At 60.1% G+C, this 15406-nt stretch carries 13 protein-coding genes; 5 read left to right on the top strand and 8 right to left on the bottom strand.

Going from position 1 to position 15406, the window contains the following annotated elements; translation table 11 throughout:
* The first annotated feature begins 15 nt into the window (after window positions 1-15).
* The gene (gene caiB, locus RRH01S_RS01345; protein ID WP_034517937.1) at window positions 16-1218 is read left to right on the top strand and encodes a succinate--glutarate CoA-transferase; all 1203 of its coding nucleotides are present in this window, start codon (window positions 16-18) and stop codon (window positions 1216-1218) included.
* Entirely contained in the window at window positions 1215-2873 is a 1659-nt protein-coding gene (locus tag RRH01S_RS01340) for a thiamine pyrophosphate-binding protein (protein ID WP_012651844.1), read from the top strand. Before caiB ends, RRH01S_RS01340 begins: the two co-directional genes overlap by 4 nt.
* A 40-nt stretch (window positions 2874-2913) precedes the next feature.
* Here the strand turns inward: RRH01S_RS01340 and RRH01S_RS01335 are convergent, their stop codons facing one another.
* From RRH01S_RS01335 to RRH01S_RS01325, 3 genes are all read right to left on the bottom strand, one after another.
* Window positions 2914-3258 (bottom strand): RidA family protein, encoded by a 345-nt coding sequence (locus tag RRH01S_RS01335; protein ID WP_007694086.1) that lies wholly within the window; start codon window positions 3256-3258, stop codon window positions 2914-2916.
* Between the two features lie 97 nt (window positions 3259-3355).
* Window positions 3356-3694 carry a protein tyrosine phosphatase family protein gene (locus RRH01S_RS01330; protein ID WP_007694084.1) on the bottom strand — a complete coding sequence of 113 codons (339 nt, stop codon included), beginning with the start codon at window positions 3692-3694 and terminating at the stop codon, window positions 3356-3358.
* A 73-nt stretch (window positions 3695-3767) separates the two neighbouring features.
* Window positions 3768-4607: a DUF4432 family protein gene (locus tag RRH01S_RS01325; RefSeq protein ID WP_012651846.1), complete on the bottom strand. Its 840-nt coding sequence runs from the start codon at window positions 4605-4607 to the stop codon at window positions 3768-3770.
* Window positions 4608-4833: 226 nt separating this feature from the next.
* Here RRH01S_RS01325 and RRH01S_RS01320 point away from each other — a divergent pair, with 226 nt between their 5' ends.
* Window positions 4834-6252 (top strand): L,D-transpeptidase, encoded by a 1419-nt coding sequence (locus tag RRH01S_RS01320; protein ID WP_034519319.1) that lies wholly within the window; start codon window positions 4834-4836, stop codon window positions 6250-6252.
* A gap of 109 nt (window positions 6253-6361) precedes the next feature.
* Here the strand turns inward: RRH01S_RS01320 and RRH01S_RS01315 are convergent, their stop codons facing one another.
* The 5 genes from RRH01S_RS01315 to RRH01S_RS01295 all read right to left on the bottom strand — a co-directional run bounded on the left by RRH01S_RS01315 (window position 6362) and on the right by RRH01S_RS01295 (window position 13031).
* Window positions 6362-7510 (bottom strand): iron-containing alcohol dehydrogenase, encoded by a 1149-nt coding sequence (locus RRH01S_RS01315; protein WP_012651848.1) that lies wholly within the window; start codon window positions 7508-7510, stop codon window positions 6362-6364.
* The gene (locus RRH01S_RS01310; RefSeq protein ID WP_012651849.1) at window positions 7507-8892 is read right to left on the bottom strand and encodes an aldehyde dehydrogenase family protein; all 1386 of its coding nucleotides are present in this window, start codon (window positions 8890-8892) and stop codon (window positions 7507-7509) included. Before RRH01S_RS01310 ends, RRH01S_RS01315 begins: the two co-directional genes overlap by 4 nt.
* A gap of 160 nt (window positions 8893-9052) precedes the next feature.
* The gene (locus tag RRH01S_RS01305; protein ID WP_012651850.1) at window positions 9053-10423 is read right to left on the bottom strand and encodes a glutamine synthetase family protein; all 1371 of its coding nucleotides are present in this window, start codon (window positions 10421-10423) and stop codon (window positions 9053-9055) included.
* A 142-nt stretch (window positions 10424-10565) separates the two neighbouring features.
* A complete protein-coding gene (locus RRH01S_RS01300) occupies window positions 10566-12137 on the bottom strand; it encodes an amino acid permease (protein WP_012651851.1) in 1572 nt (523 codons plus the stop codon).
* Between the two features lie 126 nt (window positions 12138-12263).
* A complete protein-coding gene (locus tag RRH01S_RS01295) occupies window positions 12264-13031 on the bottom strand; it encodes an N-formylglutamate amidohydrolase (RefSeq protein ID WP_034517935.1) in 768 nt (255 codons plus the stop codon).
* Between the two features lie 180 nt (window positions 13032-13211).
* Between RRH01S_RS01295 and RRH01S_RS01290 the strand changes: the two genes are divergently transcribed.
* Complete coding sequence (locus RRH01S_RS01290) at window positions 13212-14084, top strand: MurR/RpiR family transcriptional regulator (protein ID WP_007694067.1); 873 nt, start codon at window positions 13212-13214, stop codon at window positions 14082-14084.
* A 185-nt stretch (window positions 14085-14269) separates the two neighbouring features.
* Window positions 14270-15373 carry an ABC transporter substrate-binding protein gene (locus tag RRH01S_RS01285; RefSeq protein WP_007694066.1) on the top strand — a complete coding sequence of 368 codons (1104 nt, stop codon included), beginning with the start codon at window positions 14270-14272 and terminating at the stop codon, window positions 15371-15373.
* Window positions 15374-15406 lie beyond the last annotated feature (33 nt).

Genomic DNA, 15406 nt, shown 5'->3' with positions numbered 1-15406 from the left:
GCCATCCGGATCGACATGACAGCCAACAGCACCAAGAAACCGCCACTCACGGGTATCCGCGTTATCGAATTGGCCCGCGTTCTCGCCGGTCCCTGGGCAGGGCAGATGTTGGCCGATCTTGGCGCCGATGTCATCAAGGTGGAAAATCCCGATGGTGGCGACGATACGCGCCAGTGGGGGCCGCCCTTCGTCGAGGGCAAGGATGGAGAAAATCTCTCCGCCGCCTACTATCATTCCACCAATCGCGGCAAGCGTTCTGTTGTCGCCGATCTCAGGACCGAAGAGGGGCAGGAGCTGGTTCGCCGGCTGGTCCTGACCGCCGACGTGGTGATCGAGAATTTCAAGCTCGGCGGGCTCGTGAAATATGGCCTGGACTATGAGAGCCTGAGAAAGATCAATCCCAAGCTGGTCTATTGCTCGATCACCGGCTTCGGCCAGACCGGTCCCTACGCCGGCCTCGCGGGCTACGACTATATCGTCCAGGGCATGTCCGGCTTCATGTCGATCACCGGCGAGCCCGATGGCCAGCCGATGAAGGCGGGCGTGGCGATCGCCGATATCTTCACCGGCATCTACGCCGTCTCCGCGATCGAAGCAGCGCTGATCCATGCACTGAAGACCGGCGAAGGTCAGCTTGTCGACATGGCACTCCTCGATGTGCAATCCGCCGTGCTTGCCAACCAGAACATGAACTACCTGATCTCCGGCAAGGCGCCGGTGCGCCTCGGCAATGCCCATCCCAATATTTCGCCCTACGAGGTCGTGCCGACCGCTGACGGCTATCTGATCCTTGCTATCGGCAATGACGGGCAGTTCCGCCGCCTCTGCGCAATCCTTGGCATCGATTCGCATGCGGATGACGAACGCTATGCGACCAACAAGGCCCGCGTCGCCCATCGCCATGACGTCCGCGCCTTCATCTCGGCAAAAACACTGACATGGAACAAGGCGGATCTGCTGAAGGCCTGCGAGGACAATGCGGTGCCGGCCGGAGCGATCAATACGATCGAGGATATGTTCGCGGACCCTCAGATCAAGGCACGCGGCTTGCGGATCGATCTTGAGGATGCTGTGGGTACCGTCATCCCGAGCGTACGTACGCCCGTGGTCTTGTCGGAGACGCCGCTGACCTACACGCGGCCGAGCCCGCGCCTTGGCGAACATCAGGAGGAGGTTCTGGCCGAATTGGCGGAACTGGAGGGAAAGGCAAAAGCATGAAACGGACTGGCGGCCAGCTCATCGTCGAAGCCCTGAAGGCAAACGGCGTGCAGCGCATTTCCTGTGTTCCCGGCGAGAGCTTTCTTGCCGTGCTCGACGCTTTGCATGACAGCGACATCAAGGTGCTCGTCTGCCGCCAGGAGGGTGGCGCGGCGATGATGGCGGACGCCTGGGGTCGGCTCACCGGCGAACCCGGCATTTGCATGGTTACCCGCGGCCCCGGCGCGACCAATGCTTCGGCTGGCCTGCACATCGCCCGGCAGGATTCGATCCCGATGATCCTCTTCATCGGCCAGGTGCAGCGGGACGCCCGCGAACGCGAGGCCTTCCAGGAAGTGGAATTCCGCCGCGCCTTCACCGAATTCGCCAAATGGGTCGGCGAGATCGATGACGTCAGCCGCATCCCCGAATTCGTCACCCGTGCCTTTGCCGTCGCGACATCTGGCCGGCCCGGCCCCGTTGTGCTGACCCTGCCCGAGGACATGCTGCGCGACGAGGTCGAAGCTCCACAGGCCAAGCCCTACACGCCGGTATCAGCCCATCCGGGCAGTAGCCAAATCAATGATGTGCGTCAGCGCTTGCTCGCGGCTGAGCGGCCGCTGGTCATTCTCGGCGGCACGCGCTGGGACGAGGATGCTGTTGCCGGTATCGAAAGCTTCGCCGAGCGCCTCAAGCTGCCGGTCGGCTGCTCTTTCCGCCGCCAGATGCTGTTCGATCATCTGCATCCGAACTATGTCGGCGATGTCGGCATCGGCATCAATCCGGCGCTGGCAAAGGAGGTCAAGGAAGCCGACCTGCTGATCTTGCTCGGCGGCCGCTTCTCGGAAATGCCGTCTTCCGGCTATACGCTGATGGAGATCCCCTACCCGCAACAGCAGCTCGTCCATATCCATCCCGACCCCTCCGAGCTCGGGCGCGTCTATCGCCCGGATCTGGCGATCTGCGCCAGCCCGGCCGATTTCGTGGAGGCCCTGGCCGATCTCGAAGCACCGGCGGAGCCGCGCTGGGCAGAGCGGACGGAGCGCATGCATGCAGCCTATCTCGCCTGGTCGAAGACGCCGGAAACGAACCCCGGAGCCGTGCATATGGGCCGGATCATGGACTGGATCGAGGCCAATACGGCAGCCGATACGATCTTCACCAATGGTGCCGGCAACTACGCCACCTGGCTGCATCGCTTCCATCGTTTCCGCCGCTTCAACACCCAGGCCGCTCCTGCCTCCGGTTCGATGGGCTACGGCCTGCCGGCAGCGGTTGCCGCCAAGCAGCTCTTTCCCGAGCGCGAGGTGATCTGCTTTGCCGGCGACGGCTGCTTCATGATGCACGGTCAGGAGTTCGCGACCGCCGTCCAATATGGCCTGCCGCTGATCGCGCTGGTCATCAACAACGGCATGTACGGCACCATACGCATGCATCAGGAACGGGAATATCCCGGCCGTGTCAGCGCCACAGCGCTGAACAATCCGGATTTCGCGGCCTTGGCCCGCGCCTATGGCGGCCATGGCGAGACGGTGAAGGCAACGGAAGAGTTCGGTCCCGCCTTCGAGCGGGCGCGTGCCAGCGGCAAGCCGGCGATCATCGAGATCGTGCTCGATCCGGAAGCGATCACGCCTTCCCGCACTTTGACGGAAATCTCGCAAGCAAAAGGCCGGTGAGCGCGAACTCACCAGCCTTCCCAAAACGCGTCAGATCGAATTAGTCGATCGCGGCGGTGACGATGAACTCGACCTTGTACTTCGGCGCGGCAAGCTTGGCTTCGCTGGTGGCGCGAGCCGGCGTGTTGGCCGGATCGACCCAGGCTTCCCAGGCGGCGTTCATTTCGGCGAAGTCGGAGATATCGGAGAGATAGATCAGCGTCTGCAGGATCTTCGACTTGCTGGAGCCGGAAGCGGCCAGCAGGCGATCAACTTCGGCCAGAGCCGACTTGCACTGATCCGTAACACTTGCGCCTTCGCCAACCTGGCCGGCGAGGTAAACGGTGTTGCCGTGGATGACGGCGCCGCTCATGCGGGCTCCGACGTCGATACGCTTGATGCTCATGATTTCTCTCTCCTGATGTTGTCCAGTGACGGGTCACAAACTGGGCGCTGCTTATCAGCAACGCCCAAAAGCTCTTCTATGTTCGGGAAGCGGCTGCTCAGCCGCGAATATGATGCGTCTTCTGATAGATAGCGGTCGAGCGCGCCCCGGAGCGGCAATAGCCGAGCATCGGACGCGGAAACTCGTCAAGCGCGTCGACCATGCCCTGCACGGCCTCTTCGGTCACGCCCATCGGCCCGACAGGCACATGGGTGATTTCGAGGCCAAGCTCCTTGGCGCGTGCTTCGATGACAGCGAACGGCGTCTGGTCCGGGCTTTCATTGTCCGGGCGATGGCAGACGAGCGACTTGAAACCCAATGCCTTGATCTGGTCGAGATCCTCCAGGCTGATCTGGCCGGAAACCGAGTATTCGTCGTCGATCGGGCGGATATCCATCGTTCGCTTCCTCTATAAAACCGAGGGCCATGATCTACGCCGCCACAAAGCGAGCGTCAACCGCTGAAGCCCCTCAGACGAAGGCAAAGTTGAGTGTAAAACTCCTGGCTTCGCCGGGCTGAAGAATATTGAATTCGTCCGCTTCCTCCAGCTCCTCGCGCGACACCCAGCGATGCGATACGGGCTCGATGCCGAGGACATGAGCGGGCGCACGCTGATTGCGCCAGACCTGCAGGAACGGCAGCGTCTCCGTGCCGAACCGTACCCTCAGCGACTTGCCGCCGATGGCGGCGATCGGCCCGAGGCTCAGTTCGGACCAATCCTCACCTTTCCCCGCTGCCGGCACGCAGAAGATCCCGCCATGCTCCTCACCAAAAGTCCAGGGAAAACCGCCATTCTCCAGCATCTGCCCGGAAAGGCGCACGCCGTCATCGAACCATTTGCCGCCGACATTCATGTGATACATCAAAAAGACCGGCATCGCCTCGCTGCTGGTGTTGACGACGCGATCCGTAAGCGAAACCTCGCCCGTCGCACCATCGATCCGCCAATGGCGCTCCAGCCGCGCCGTTCGACCTTCGGCGGTTAGGATATCGACATCGGCACGGCATTCGGCATTACCATTCTCGAACCGGGTCCAGAGAATCTTGGCCGGGTGCGAGGAGAAAGAACCATGCAGCGGATAGCGCCTGCCCTCGAAAGCACCCGACATCGGCTGCGGATGACGGATGTGGTCCGGGCCGCAGGTGAAGAGAAAACCTTCCAGGGAGTGATCGATGCGCGGATCGCCGTCATCGGGAATGGCGCGTCCCGGCGCGAGATTGTTGCCGTCGACGACGCAGGCGCCGATATCCAGCACGGAGCCCTCGTCGAGCGTCAGTTTCGGCCCCTTGGCCGCGGCAAAGTCGATCATGTCTCGCAATTCTCCCTGGTCGGCGTCAGATTGGCCCCCATCCGAAAGTGGTCTCGAAATGGCGCGCGGCAAGAATAAATGGCGATTTCTCTTACCGAACGTTAACTTGACGCCTTCATCACACAAATTTTTATATTTTATTCAGCATGATAATCTTAGATTCCACACTAGTGTCAAAATTACCATGTGTGTGTCGGCGCAGCCATCATCCGAGGATTCGACTGACGTGAACCGGTTACTGAAAATAAGCCTTTCTTTGGCCCTGGTGGCCACGGCATCAGCTCTCGCATTGACCGATGCGCAGGCGCAGTATTATCGCGGCGGGAGCAACGATGTCGTTCTGGTCACGCCGGACGGGCGAATCCTCGATCAGTATTCAGAGCAAGATTATGTGAGAACGCGCGACGGGCGTGGCCGGCGCGTCTTGGTCGACCGCTACGGCAATGTCGTCGCCACCGAGATGCGGGCCAGCACCTACTACCCTCAGGCACCGGCTGACGACGGTTACAGCGATGGCGGCCGCTATGGCGACACGCAGCTTTCCAACAATGGCGGCTACCGCGACTATCGGCAGTATCGCGGCGACGGGAGTGATAGCAGCGTCATTACCGGCGGCATCCCTCGCGACAGCTCGATTCAGCGCGTGCCGCTCGACGATCAGGCCCAGCCGAATACGGACGCGCAAACCCAGCAGGGTCAGACGAATCCGAACAGTAACGACTATGCCTCGATCGATCCGCAGCAAACGCCCGATATTCAGCGCAAGCCCCCGGCCGAACCGGTCATCACGCTGAAGGGCAAGTCGAAGATGGAGATCACGGCGATCGAGGTCTTCCTCGCTCGCCAGGGCATTTCGCCAGGCGCCATCGACGGCCGCATGGGCGGCAATGTCACCAAGGCCATCTACGCCTATCAGCAGATGACCGGCCAGACGCTTGATCCGAAGGATACGGATTCGATCCTCGAGCAGCTGCGCCTGTCGGGCGGTATGCCGATCATCAATTACACGATCACGCCCGCCGACGCCGCCGGCCCTTATGTCGCGTCGATCCCGGAGGACTATGCCGAAAAGGCCCAGATGCCATCGCTCGGCTATACCTCGACCACGGAAATGCTGGCCGAACGCTTCCATATGGATGAAGGCTATCTGAAGGAACTGAACCCGGGCGTCGATTTCACCGTCCCGGGCAGCACGATCAAGGTGGTCAATACCGGACCGAGCAAGACCGGCACTGTCGCGAAGGTTCTTGCCGACAAGGGCCGCAAGCAGGTTTTCGCCTATGACGCCAACGGCACGCTGATCGCCGCTTATCCCGCCAGCATCGGCTCGACCGACACGCCCTCGCCGTCCGGCACGGTCACGGTCGAGCGCGTCGCCTTCAACCCGGGCTACACCTATAATCCGAAGATCAATTTCAAGCAGGGCGCCAACGACAAGATTCTCGACATCCCGCCGGGGCCGAACGGCCCGGTCGGGGTTGTCTGGATGGCGCTATCGAAGCCGACCTACGGCATCCATGGCACGCCCGAACCCTCGAAGATCGGCAAGTCGCAGAGCCACGGCTGTGTGCGCCTCACCAACTGGGACGCAACCGCACTCGCGAAGATGGTCAAGCCCGGCGTGGTCGTCGAATTCGTGGATTGATTGGCAGTCCAAACAAACAAAAGGGCCGCCGGGAGATCTCCCGGCGGCCCTTTTGTTATCTTAAGATGGTCGATGCGCCGCAATCCAGTCAAAGAGCACCGATGTTCTTTCAGAAGCAATCGCGGAACAGCGCCTTGGTGTTTTCCAGCGTCATCGGCACCGGATTGCCACCGGCGCTCGGATCTTCGATCGCCATGGCCGAGAGTTCATCGATCCGGTCGGGCGCGATGCCCATCGCCGAGAGGCTTTCGGGAACGCCGAGTTCAGCGCGCAGTTGCAGCACATAATCATAAAAGCCGTCGAAACCGCCGGAAATGCCGAGATATGCGGCGGCGCGGGCGATCTTGTCTTCGATGACCTTGCGGTTGAAGCGCAGGACAGCCGGCATGACGACGGCATTGGTCATGCCGTGATGGGTGTTGTAGACGGCGCCGATCGGATGCGACAGCGCATGAATGGCGCCGAGACCCTTCTGGAAGGCAACCGCGCCCATGGCGGCAGCGCTCATCATGTTGGCGCGAGCTTCAAGGTCGGTGCCTTCCTTATAGGCACGCGGCAGGAATTCCTTGACAAGCCGCATGCCTTCCAGCGCGATACCGGCCGACATCGGATGATAGAAGGGCGAGGAATAGGCTTCCAGGCAATGCGCGAACGCATCCATGCCGGTGCCGGCGGTGATGACCTTCGGCATGCCGACCGTCAGTTCCGGATCGGCGATGACGACGCCCGGCAGGAACTTCGGATGGAAGATGATCTTCTTCACATGCGTTTGGGAATTGGTGATGACGCTGGCGCGGCCAACTTCCGAGCCGGTGCCGGCGGTCGTCGGCACAGCTACGATCGGGGCAATACCTTCGACATTGGCGCGGGTCCACCAGTCGCCGATGTCCTCAAAATCCCAGACCGGACGCGTCTGGCCCGCCATGAAGGCGACGCACTTGCCGAGATCGAGACCAGAGCCGCCACCGAAGGCAACGACGCCGTCATGACCGCCATCCTTGAACGCCTTGACGCCCGCCTCGAGGTTCTTCTCGTTCGGATTGGGGTCGACATCGGCGAAGATGGCGCGGCCAAGGCCGGCATCCTCGAGAATGTCCAGCGCCGTCTTGGTGATCGCCATCGAGGCAAGACCCCGGTCAGTGATCAGCAGCGGCTTCTTGATCCCCAGGCTCTTGCAGGCATCCGCCAGTTCCGTGATCCGGCCACGACCGAGCTTGAAGGCGGTGGGATAGCTCCAATTGGCTGAGATAGTGCTCATGCTGTTACTTTCTTCAGATGGTAGGATTTCGGGCGCGTCAGATTGTGGAAGCCGATGACGGAGAGCGAACCGCCGCGGCCCGTTTCCTTGACGCCGGTCCAGCACAGCGCCGGGTCGAGATAATCTGCACGGTTCATGAAGACGGTGCCGGTTTCGATGTCGCGGCCGATGCGCGAGGCGCGCTCGACATCCTTGGTCCAGAGCGACGCCGTCAGGCCATAGGGGCTGTCGTTCATCAACTCCAGCGCTTCCGCGTCGTTCTTGACCTTCATGATACCCACGGCCGGACCGAAGGTTTCCTCGCGCATGAAGGCCATGGAGTGATCGACATTGACGAGGATCTGCGGCGCGAGATAGGCGCCGCCGTCATCGGCCGGAAAAAGCTTGGGATCGACCAACGCCTTGGCACCCTTGGCAACGGCATCGGCAATCTGCTCGCGCACCACCTTGGCGAAGCGCTTATGCGCCATCGGTCCGAGCGTAGTTTCCGGATCGAGTGGGTTGCCGAGCTTGTAGTTTGACACCCAGGCAACCGACTTCTCGACGAAGGCGTCATAGAGCGATTCATGCACATAGATGCGCTCGATGCCACAGCAGCACTGTCCGGAATTGAAGGTAGCGCCGTCCATCAGCGTGTCGACGGCGGCCTCCAGGTCGGCGTCTTCCATGACATAGCCCGGATCCTTGCCGCCAAGCTCGAGGCCGAGGCTGGTGAAGGTGCCGGCGGCAGCACGCTCAATCGAGCGGCCGCCTTCGACCGAACCGGTGAAATTGACGAAATTGAAGCTGCCGGCGGCGATCAGGGCCGAGGTCGTGGCGTGATCGAGAAAGACGTTCTGGAAAACATCGGTGGGAACGCCGACTTCGACAAAGGCCTGCACCAGCCGCTCGCCGACCAGAAGCGTCTGGCTGGCATGCTTCAGGATGACAGTATTGCCGGCCATCAGCGCCGGAGCGACCGTATTGATGGCCGTCATATAGGGATAGTTCCACGGCGCGATGACGAAGACGACGCCATGCGGTTCGCGCTCGATGCGCCGCGCAAAATTCGCACTGTCTTCCACCACCAGCGGCGCCAGCGCATCGGCTGCGATCGAGGCGACATAGTTGGAGCGCTCATTGAAGCCGCGATACTCACCGCCATACTTGATCGGGCGACCCATCTGCCAGGTCAACTCCGGCACGACGACATCGGCCATCTCGTTTAGGCGCGCGACACCCTTCAGCACCAGCTGAACGCGGTCCTCCAGCGGACGGCGCGCCCAGTCCTTCTGCGCCTTGCGGGCGCGGGTCACCACATCCTTGGCGGCTTCCAGCGACAGCGCCGGGCGCTCCGCATAAACCTCGCCGTTCACGGGTGATACACATGTGATCATGGTCATGATCGAAATCCTGTTTTTATAGTCACGAACATATTTTCGGCTGGCCGCGAAGAAGGTTCCCGCAAGTCCTGCGCCGCCGAAAGAAGCGCTTCGCTGCAGCCCCCTTCCCTGCCCTCGTCCGGCGACGAAAATTGGGCAGGGCTCATAATCAACGGCAGGCTTACGCCCTTTCGAATCCGCGCGCCACCTCCCAATCCGTGATGCGGCGGTCATATTCCTCCTGCTCCCATTCGGCAGCGCGAGTATAGTGATCGATGACCTCGTCGCCGAAGGCTGCGCGCAGCATCTTCGAGCCCGACAACGCCACAGCGGCATCGCGCAGCGTGCGCGGAATTTCGCGAACCTCGCGGGCACCATAGGCGTCGCCGACGAAAGGCGCTTCCAGCTCAAGCTTGTTCTCGATGCCGTCGAGACCGGCGGCGATCAGCGCGGCAAAGGCGAGATAGGGATTGAGATCCGAGCCGCCGACGCGGCATTCGATGCGGATGCTCTTGGTCTCCGCACCGCAGAGACGATAGCCCGCCGTGCGGTTGTCCGTGCTCCAGATCGCCTTGGTGGGCGCGAAGGTGCCTGCGACGAAACGCTTGTAGGAGTTGATATAGGGCGCGAGGAAATAGGTGATCTCGCTGGCATGGTTCAAAAGCCCGGCGACGTAATGCTTCATCAGCAGCGTCATGCCATGCTCTGCTTCCTTGTCGAAGAACAGCGGTGTCTTGCCGTCGGCGCTCCACAGCGACTGGTGGATATGCGACGAGCTGCCGGCGGCGCTGTAGTTCCACTTCGCCAGGAAGGTGATGGCCTTGCCCTTTGCCCAGGCAATCTCCTTGCAGCCGTTCTTGATGATCGCATGGCGGTCGGCCATATCAAGCGCGTCGGCATAGCGAACGTTGATTTCCTCCTGGCCGGCCGAGGCCTCACCCTTGGAGTTTTCGACCGGGATCTCGGCGCCCTGCAAGCCCTTGCGGATCGCCCGCATCACATCCTCTTCCTTGGTGGTCTGGAAGATGTGGTAATCTTCATTGTAGCCGCTGACGAGATTGAGGTTGCGATAGCCGGATTCGCGGGCGCTGTCATAGGTTTGGTCGAACAGGAAGAATTCGAGCTCCGAGGCCATATAGGCCTTCATGCCCAGCGCTTCGAGACGCTTGACCTGCTTCTTGAGGATGGCACGCGGGGAGTGAGCCACTTCTTCGTGCGTGTGATGATCGAGCACGTCACAGAGCACGAGCGCCGTGCCTTCGAGCCAAGGAATACGGCGAAGCGTGGAGAGATCCGGCTTCATCGTGTAGTCGCCATAGCCCTTCTCCCAGCTTGTCGACTTGTAGCCGGAGACGGTTTCCATCTCGATGTCGGTCGCCTGCAGATAGTTGCAGCTATGCGTTTCCTTCCAGGCGCTTTCGACAAAGAATTCCGCCTGGAATCGTTTGCCCATCAGGCGGCCCTGCATATCCACCTGGCATGCCAGAACCGTATCGATGCGACCCTCGGCCACATCCAGTCTGAGGTCGTCGAGCGTATAGCTAGTGCTCATGTTTGATCCGCCTGAACATTAATGGTGGCATCGGACAACAAAACGACAAAACCACATTCCCTGACGGGAGGCGCCGCGTTTGTGCCGGTGAAAGAGGCCGCACGGATGCGGCCTCATGATTTTGGGACGTATAGTCCGACCCTCAGCTTTCGCCGACAGCCGCTTCTGCCGCTGCAATATCAGCCTTGCGCTTGGCGATCGCATCACCAATCGGCGGGCCCTTGAAGCGGCGGCGCTCGAGACCGAACCAGACGATTGCCGTCAGCACGAGGAAGCCGACGGTAATGATACCGGCCCAGTCATTCGGCGGTTGAATGCCGAGAACGAAGATGATGATCATCGCGATGACCGTCAGCACGGCAAAGAGCTTGAACAGCCCCTCGCCGAGGTTCCACGGTCCCATCTTGTCCCACTTCGACGTGCCCCATGCGAACAGGCCGAGCGTGATCGGGATCGCGAAGGAGAAGAACAGGAAGATGACGGTGCACGAAACGACGATGCTGTAGACAGGCGTATCACCGATCGAGACCAGCGAGGAACCCCAGACGAACAGCACCGAAAGGATCGAACCGGCCCAGATCGCCGAAACCGGCGTACGGTATTTCGGGCTGACCTTGGAGAGTGCCTTGGAAGCCGGAAGGCCGCCGTCACGCGAGAACGCGAAGATCATGCGCGAGACCGACGTTACCGTCGCCAGGCCGCACAGCCACTGGCTGATGAAGATCAGGAAATACAGGATGTCCTTGATGATCGGGTTCACCTGAGCATCCATCGCCCAGAAGAACACGTTCCAGCCCTGCTTTGCGGCATCGTCCATGTTTGGGAGCATCAGGACGAAAGAGCACAGCATGATGTAGCCGAACAATGCCGACCAAAGCACGGAGGCCACCATGCCGCGGGGAACGGAATGAGCCGCCTTGACGGTCTCTTCCGACGTATGCGCCGAAGCGTCATAGCCGGTGATCGTGTAGATCGGCAGCAGCAGACCGAGAGCGAAGACCCAGAAGGTGGAAACCTGCGGCCAGACCGGAGCGCCGGTCGCCGTGCCGTCGGCTGCAATCGTTGCCACGCCCGAGTAGTTCGTGAAGGTGAACAGGCGGGCAAAGTCATAGGAGGGTGCAGCGAGCAGGCACACGATTGCCAGTGCGATCGACGTTGCAAAGATCAGATAGCCGGAAAAGTCGGTCAGCTTCGCCGTCAGTCCGATACCCATATGGTTCACCAACGCCTGAAGGCCGGTGATGACGACCAGGAACACCATGCGGACCAAGGTCGTATCGGTCATGCCGAAATAGCCGCCGAAGGCGCCGATGAAGAAGTAGTAGGTGCCGACATTGATCGCGCCGAGAACCGTGACGAGGCCGAGAAGGTTGAACCAGGCGGTCAGCCAGCCGGTGAAGCGGTTACCGAGGATAGAGCCCCAGTGATAGAGGCCGCCCGCTGTCGGATAGGCCGAACTGATCTGCGCCATCGCAACGGCAAAGACGAGGGAAATAAAGCAACCGACCGGCCAGCCGATGCCGATTGCCGCACCGCCTGCGCCTGACGTTGCCTGGGCAAGCGAATTGATACCACCGGAAAGAATACAAATAATCGAAAAGGATACCGCAAAATTCGAAAACGAGCTCATGCGCCGTTCCAACTCCTGGGCATAGCCCATGGAGTGCAGGATATGCACATCCTCTTTCTTGTCTAAGTCTGTGTAATCAGACATGTCATTCCCCCTAAAACCAAGCCTTCCGCGGAATTGCGGAGGACCGTGTGTCATGTGAGCCACCGGCTTTTTGCCGTATGGCCCGATCGCAGTTGAGCTGCTCCCCGAGGTCTTTTCTTCTTCTAGTCAGGCTTCCAGACTGCTCTGCAGAAGCCCTGTCAGATAGTCGGCCACGACCTCTTGGCCGACGTCATCCACGATGAGGTCGTTGCGGACCTCGATCATTACGTTATGCAAACCATTGGCGATCCCATGCAATTTCAGCGTATGGGTAACGCCATCCTCTGGCCCGTAAGGTTCGTTGCGCTCGGTACGATAGAGCGGCGCCTCAGCCGCCGCATCGAGCATGCGATCCGCCAGCCAGCGATCGTCATCATGCAGAATGCCGAGCTCCACCGCCCGGGGCTTGCCGTTGTAGACAGACGTAAAACTGTGGACGGTAACGATCACGGTTTTTTGTCCACTGTTCGCCCGCTCTTTCAAAAGTGCCTGAATACGGTTGTGAAACGGTATGTAAAGTGCCTCGGTCCGAGCCTCCCGGTCTGCGGCGCGCAGATGCTGATTGCCGGGGATCGTATAGATCTCGCTAATTTCCGGCATGGCGCCGGCGCTTTCCGGCGGCCGGTTGCAGTCATAGATCAGACGCGAGAAGCGCTGATGGACCAGTGTTGCATCGAGACTGTCGGAGATTTTCCGGGCAACAGCCAATGCCCCAGGATCCCAAGCAATGTGGCTGGAAAGCGCTTCAGGCGACAGACCAAGATCGCCGAAGCGTTCCGGCAGCCTGCGAGATGCGTGTTCGCAAATGATGAAAAACGGGCTCTTTCCGTCCGGCCGTTCGACCGCAACGCATTCGCCATCCGCTTCCGTCAGAATGCCTTGCTGGGCCAGCATTGAAGGCGCCCCATCGCTACTTAATAAAATATTTATAAGAAAAGAATTCTTCAGGTTTCAGCCACTGTCAACTCCAAACTGAAATTATTTCTTCATTTGTGACATTGACACGAAATGTGACAGCGTTGTTATATCGTCACAGGAGACTGGCATAAGACCGTCCCGGGGAGCTAAAATCGAGTGAGCAATGCGTCGAAGACAGTTTCGGACGTAATCCATGCCCAATTCGACGCGTTGACACGCGCCGAAAAGCAGCTCGCCAAGAGCCTGCTCGACAACTACCCCGTTTCGGGGTTGGGCAGCATTACGACGGTCGCCGAGAACGCCCGCGTGTCCACGCCGACCGTGGCGCGTATGGTGCAGAAACTCGGCTATAAGGGTTATCCCGATTTTCAGTCGCACCTCCATCATGAGGTCGAGGCGACCATCTCCAATCCGCTGACCAAGCATGACCGCTGGGCATCCAATGCCCCCGGCACGCACATCCTCAACCGCTTTGCCGATGCCATCATGGGCAATCTCCGCCAAACGCTGACGGACATCGATGTGGCAACCTTCGAAAGCGTCGCCGCGCTGCTGTCGGAGCGTAAACGCGGGCTTTATTTCGTCGGTGGGCGTATTACCGGCGCGCTGGCCGAATATTTCTTCACCCATATGCAGGTCATCCGCCCGAACACGACCCTGCTCTCCTCCAATTCAAGCTCGTGGCCGCAATATGTGTTGAACATGAACCCCGGCGACCTGCTCGTGATCTTCGATATCAGGCGCTATGAGCAGGAGATGGTCAATCTCGCTGCCGCCGCCCGCCGCCATGGGGCCGAGATCATCGTCTTTACCGATCAATGGGCTACACCCGCCGCCAAACATGCCAAGCACACGTTTCGCGTGCAAATAGAGGCGCCTTCGGCTTGGGATTCCTCTGTCGTCACCCTCTTTATCGTCGAAGCGCTGATCGAGGCCGTGCAGAGTTCGACCTGGGACGAGACGAGCGAGCGCATGAAAACCCTGGAAGGCCTCTTCGAACAGACACGCCTGTTTCGCAAGCTAAGTTAGAGGGAAAAGAAGTATTGAATAACGACCTGCGAATTCGCCAGCAAGACATTGTCCGTCTTAGTTCGTGAATAAGAGTAAATCCTTGCATTTGCTGGAAACGCAACTCATTGAACCCGTCACACAACCTTCATGCAACGTCATTAACAGCAACGCCAGACACTGAAAACCTAAAAGGAGGAATACCAGTGATCACGAAAATTCATCGTCTTCTGACGCTCTCCACCGCGATGATCATGGCTTCGACCGCCATCGCGGCTGCTGAACCGAGCGCGGACCTTATCGCTGCCGCCAAGAAGGAAGGCACGCTGACCACCATCGCCCTGCCCCACAACTGGTGCGGTTATGGCGACCTTATCGCAGCCTTCAAGGCGAAGTATGGCATCGAGGTCAACGAACTCAATCCGGACGCCGGCTCGGGTGATGAAGTCGAAGCCATCCGCGCCAACAAGGGCAACACCGGCCCGCAGGCTCCCGACGTGATCGACGTCGGTCTCTCCTTTGGTCCCTCCGCCAAGAAAGACGGCCTGATCCAGCCTTATAAGGTCTCGACCTGGGATTCCATTCCTGACAGCGCCAAGGATGCCGACGGCTACTGGTACGGCGATTATTACGGCGTTCTCTCCTTCGTCGTGAACAAGGACATCGTCAAGAACCCGCCGAAGGACTGGGCTGACCTGCTGAAGCCGGAATATGCCAACACGGTATCGCTCGCTGGCGACCCGCGCACGTCCAACCAGGCCGTCCAAGCCGCTTACGCTGCCGGTCTCGCCGCTGGCGAAAAGGATGCGACCAAGATCGGCGAAGCCGGCCTGAAGTATTTCGCTCAGCTCAACAAGGCTGGCAACTTCGTTCCGGTCATCGGCAAGTCCGCTTCGCTCGCTCAGGGTGCTACCCCGATCGTCGTTGCATGGGACTATAACGGCCTCGCATGGCGCGACAGCCTGAACGGCAACCCACCGGTTGAAGTCACCGTTCCGGCTTCGGGCGTTGTCGCCGGCGTCTACGTGCAGGCGATCTCGGCTTTCGCTCCGCACCCGAACGCCGCCAAGCTCTGGATGGAATTCCTTTATTCCGACGAAGGCCAGGTTGGCTGGCTGAAGGGCTATTGCCACCCGATCCGCTTCAACGATCTTGCCAAGAACGGCAAGATTCCGAAGGAACTCCTCGACAAGTTGCCGCCGGCTGCCGCCTATGAAAAGGCCATCTTCCCGACGCTCGACGAACAGGCTGCTGGCAAGACCGCTATCACCACCAATTGGGACAGCGTCGTCGGTTCGAACGTACAGTAATCCGACTTGAAATGACCTCCCCGTTTCGACGGG

It is taken from the genome of Rhizobium rhizogenes NBRC 13257 (assembly GCF_000696095.1).
In the GTDB taxonomy this organism is placed as follows: domain Bacteria; phylum Pseudomonadota; class Alphaproteobacteria; order Rhizobiales; family Rhizobiaceae; genus Rhizobium; species Rhizobium rhizogenes.
This window is presented reverse-complemented; position numbering and strand designations above follow the sequence as displayed.

What these genes read in the sequence shown, in the direction of transcription:
- RRH01S_RS01305 (WP_012651850.1), bottom strand. Translation starts at nt 10,423, where the DNA reads ATGAGCACTAGCTATACGCTCGACGACCTCAGACTGGATGTGGCCGAG.
- RRH01S_RS01315 (WP_012651848.1), bottom strand. Translation starts at nt 7,510, where the DNA reads ATGAGCACTATCTCAGCCAATTGGAGCTATCCCACCGCCTTCAAGCTC.
- RRH01S_RS01300 (WP_012651851.1), bottom strand. Translation starts at nt 12,137, where the DNA reads ATGTCTGATTACACAGACTTAGACAAGAAAGAGGATGTGCATATCCTG.
- RRH01S_RS01335 (WP_007694086.1), bottom strand. Translation starts at nt 3,258, where the DNA reads ATGAGCATCAAGCGTATCGACGTCGGAGCCCGCATGAGCGGCGCCGTC.
- RRH01S_RS01340 (WP_012651844.1), top strand. Translation starts at nt 1,215, where the DNA reads ATGAAACGGACTGGCGGCCAGCTCATCGTCGAAGCCCTGAAGGCAAAC.
- caiB (WP_034517937.1), top strand. Translation starts at nt 16, where the DNA reads ATGACAGCCAACAGCACCAAGAAACCGCCACTCACGGGTATCCGCGTT.
- RRH01S_RS01325 (WP_012651846.1), bottom strand. Translation starts at nt 4,607, where the DNA reads ATGATCGACTTTGCCGCGGCCAAGGGGCCGAAACTGACGCTCGACGAG.
- RRH01S_RS01310 (WP_012651849.1), bottom strand. Translation starts at nt 8,892, where the DNA reads ATGACCATGATCACATGTGTATCACCCGTGAACGGCGAGGTTTATGCG.
- RRH01S_RS01295 (WP_034517935.1), bottom strand. Translation starts at nt 13,031, where the DNA reads ATGCTGGCCCAGCAAGGCATTCTGACGGAAGCGGATGGCGAATGCGTT.
- RRH01S_RS01330 (WP_007694084.1), bottom strand. Translation starts at nt 3,694, where the DNA reads ATGGATATCCGCCCGATCGACGACGAATACTCGGTTTCCGGCCAGATC.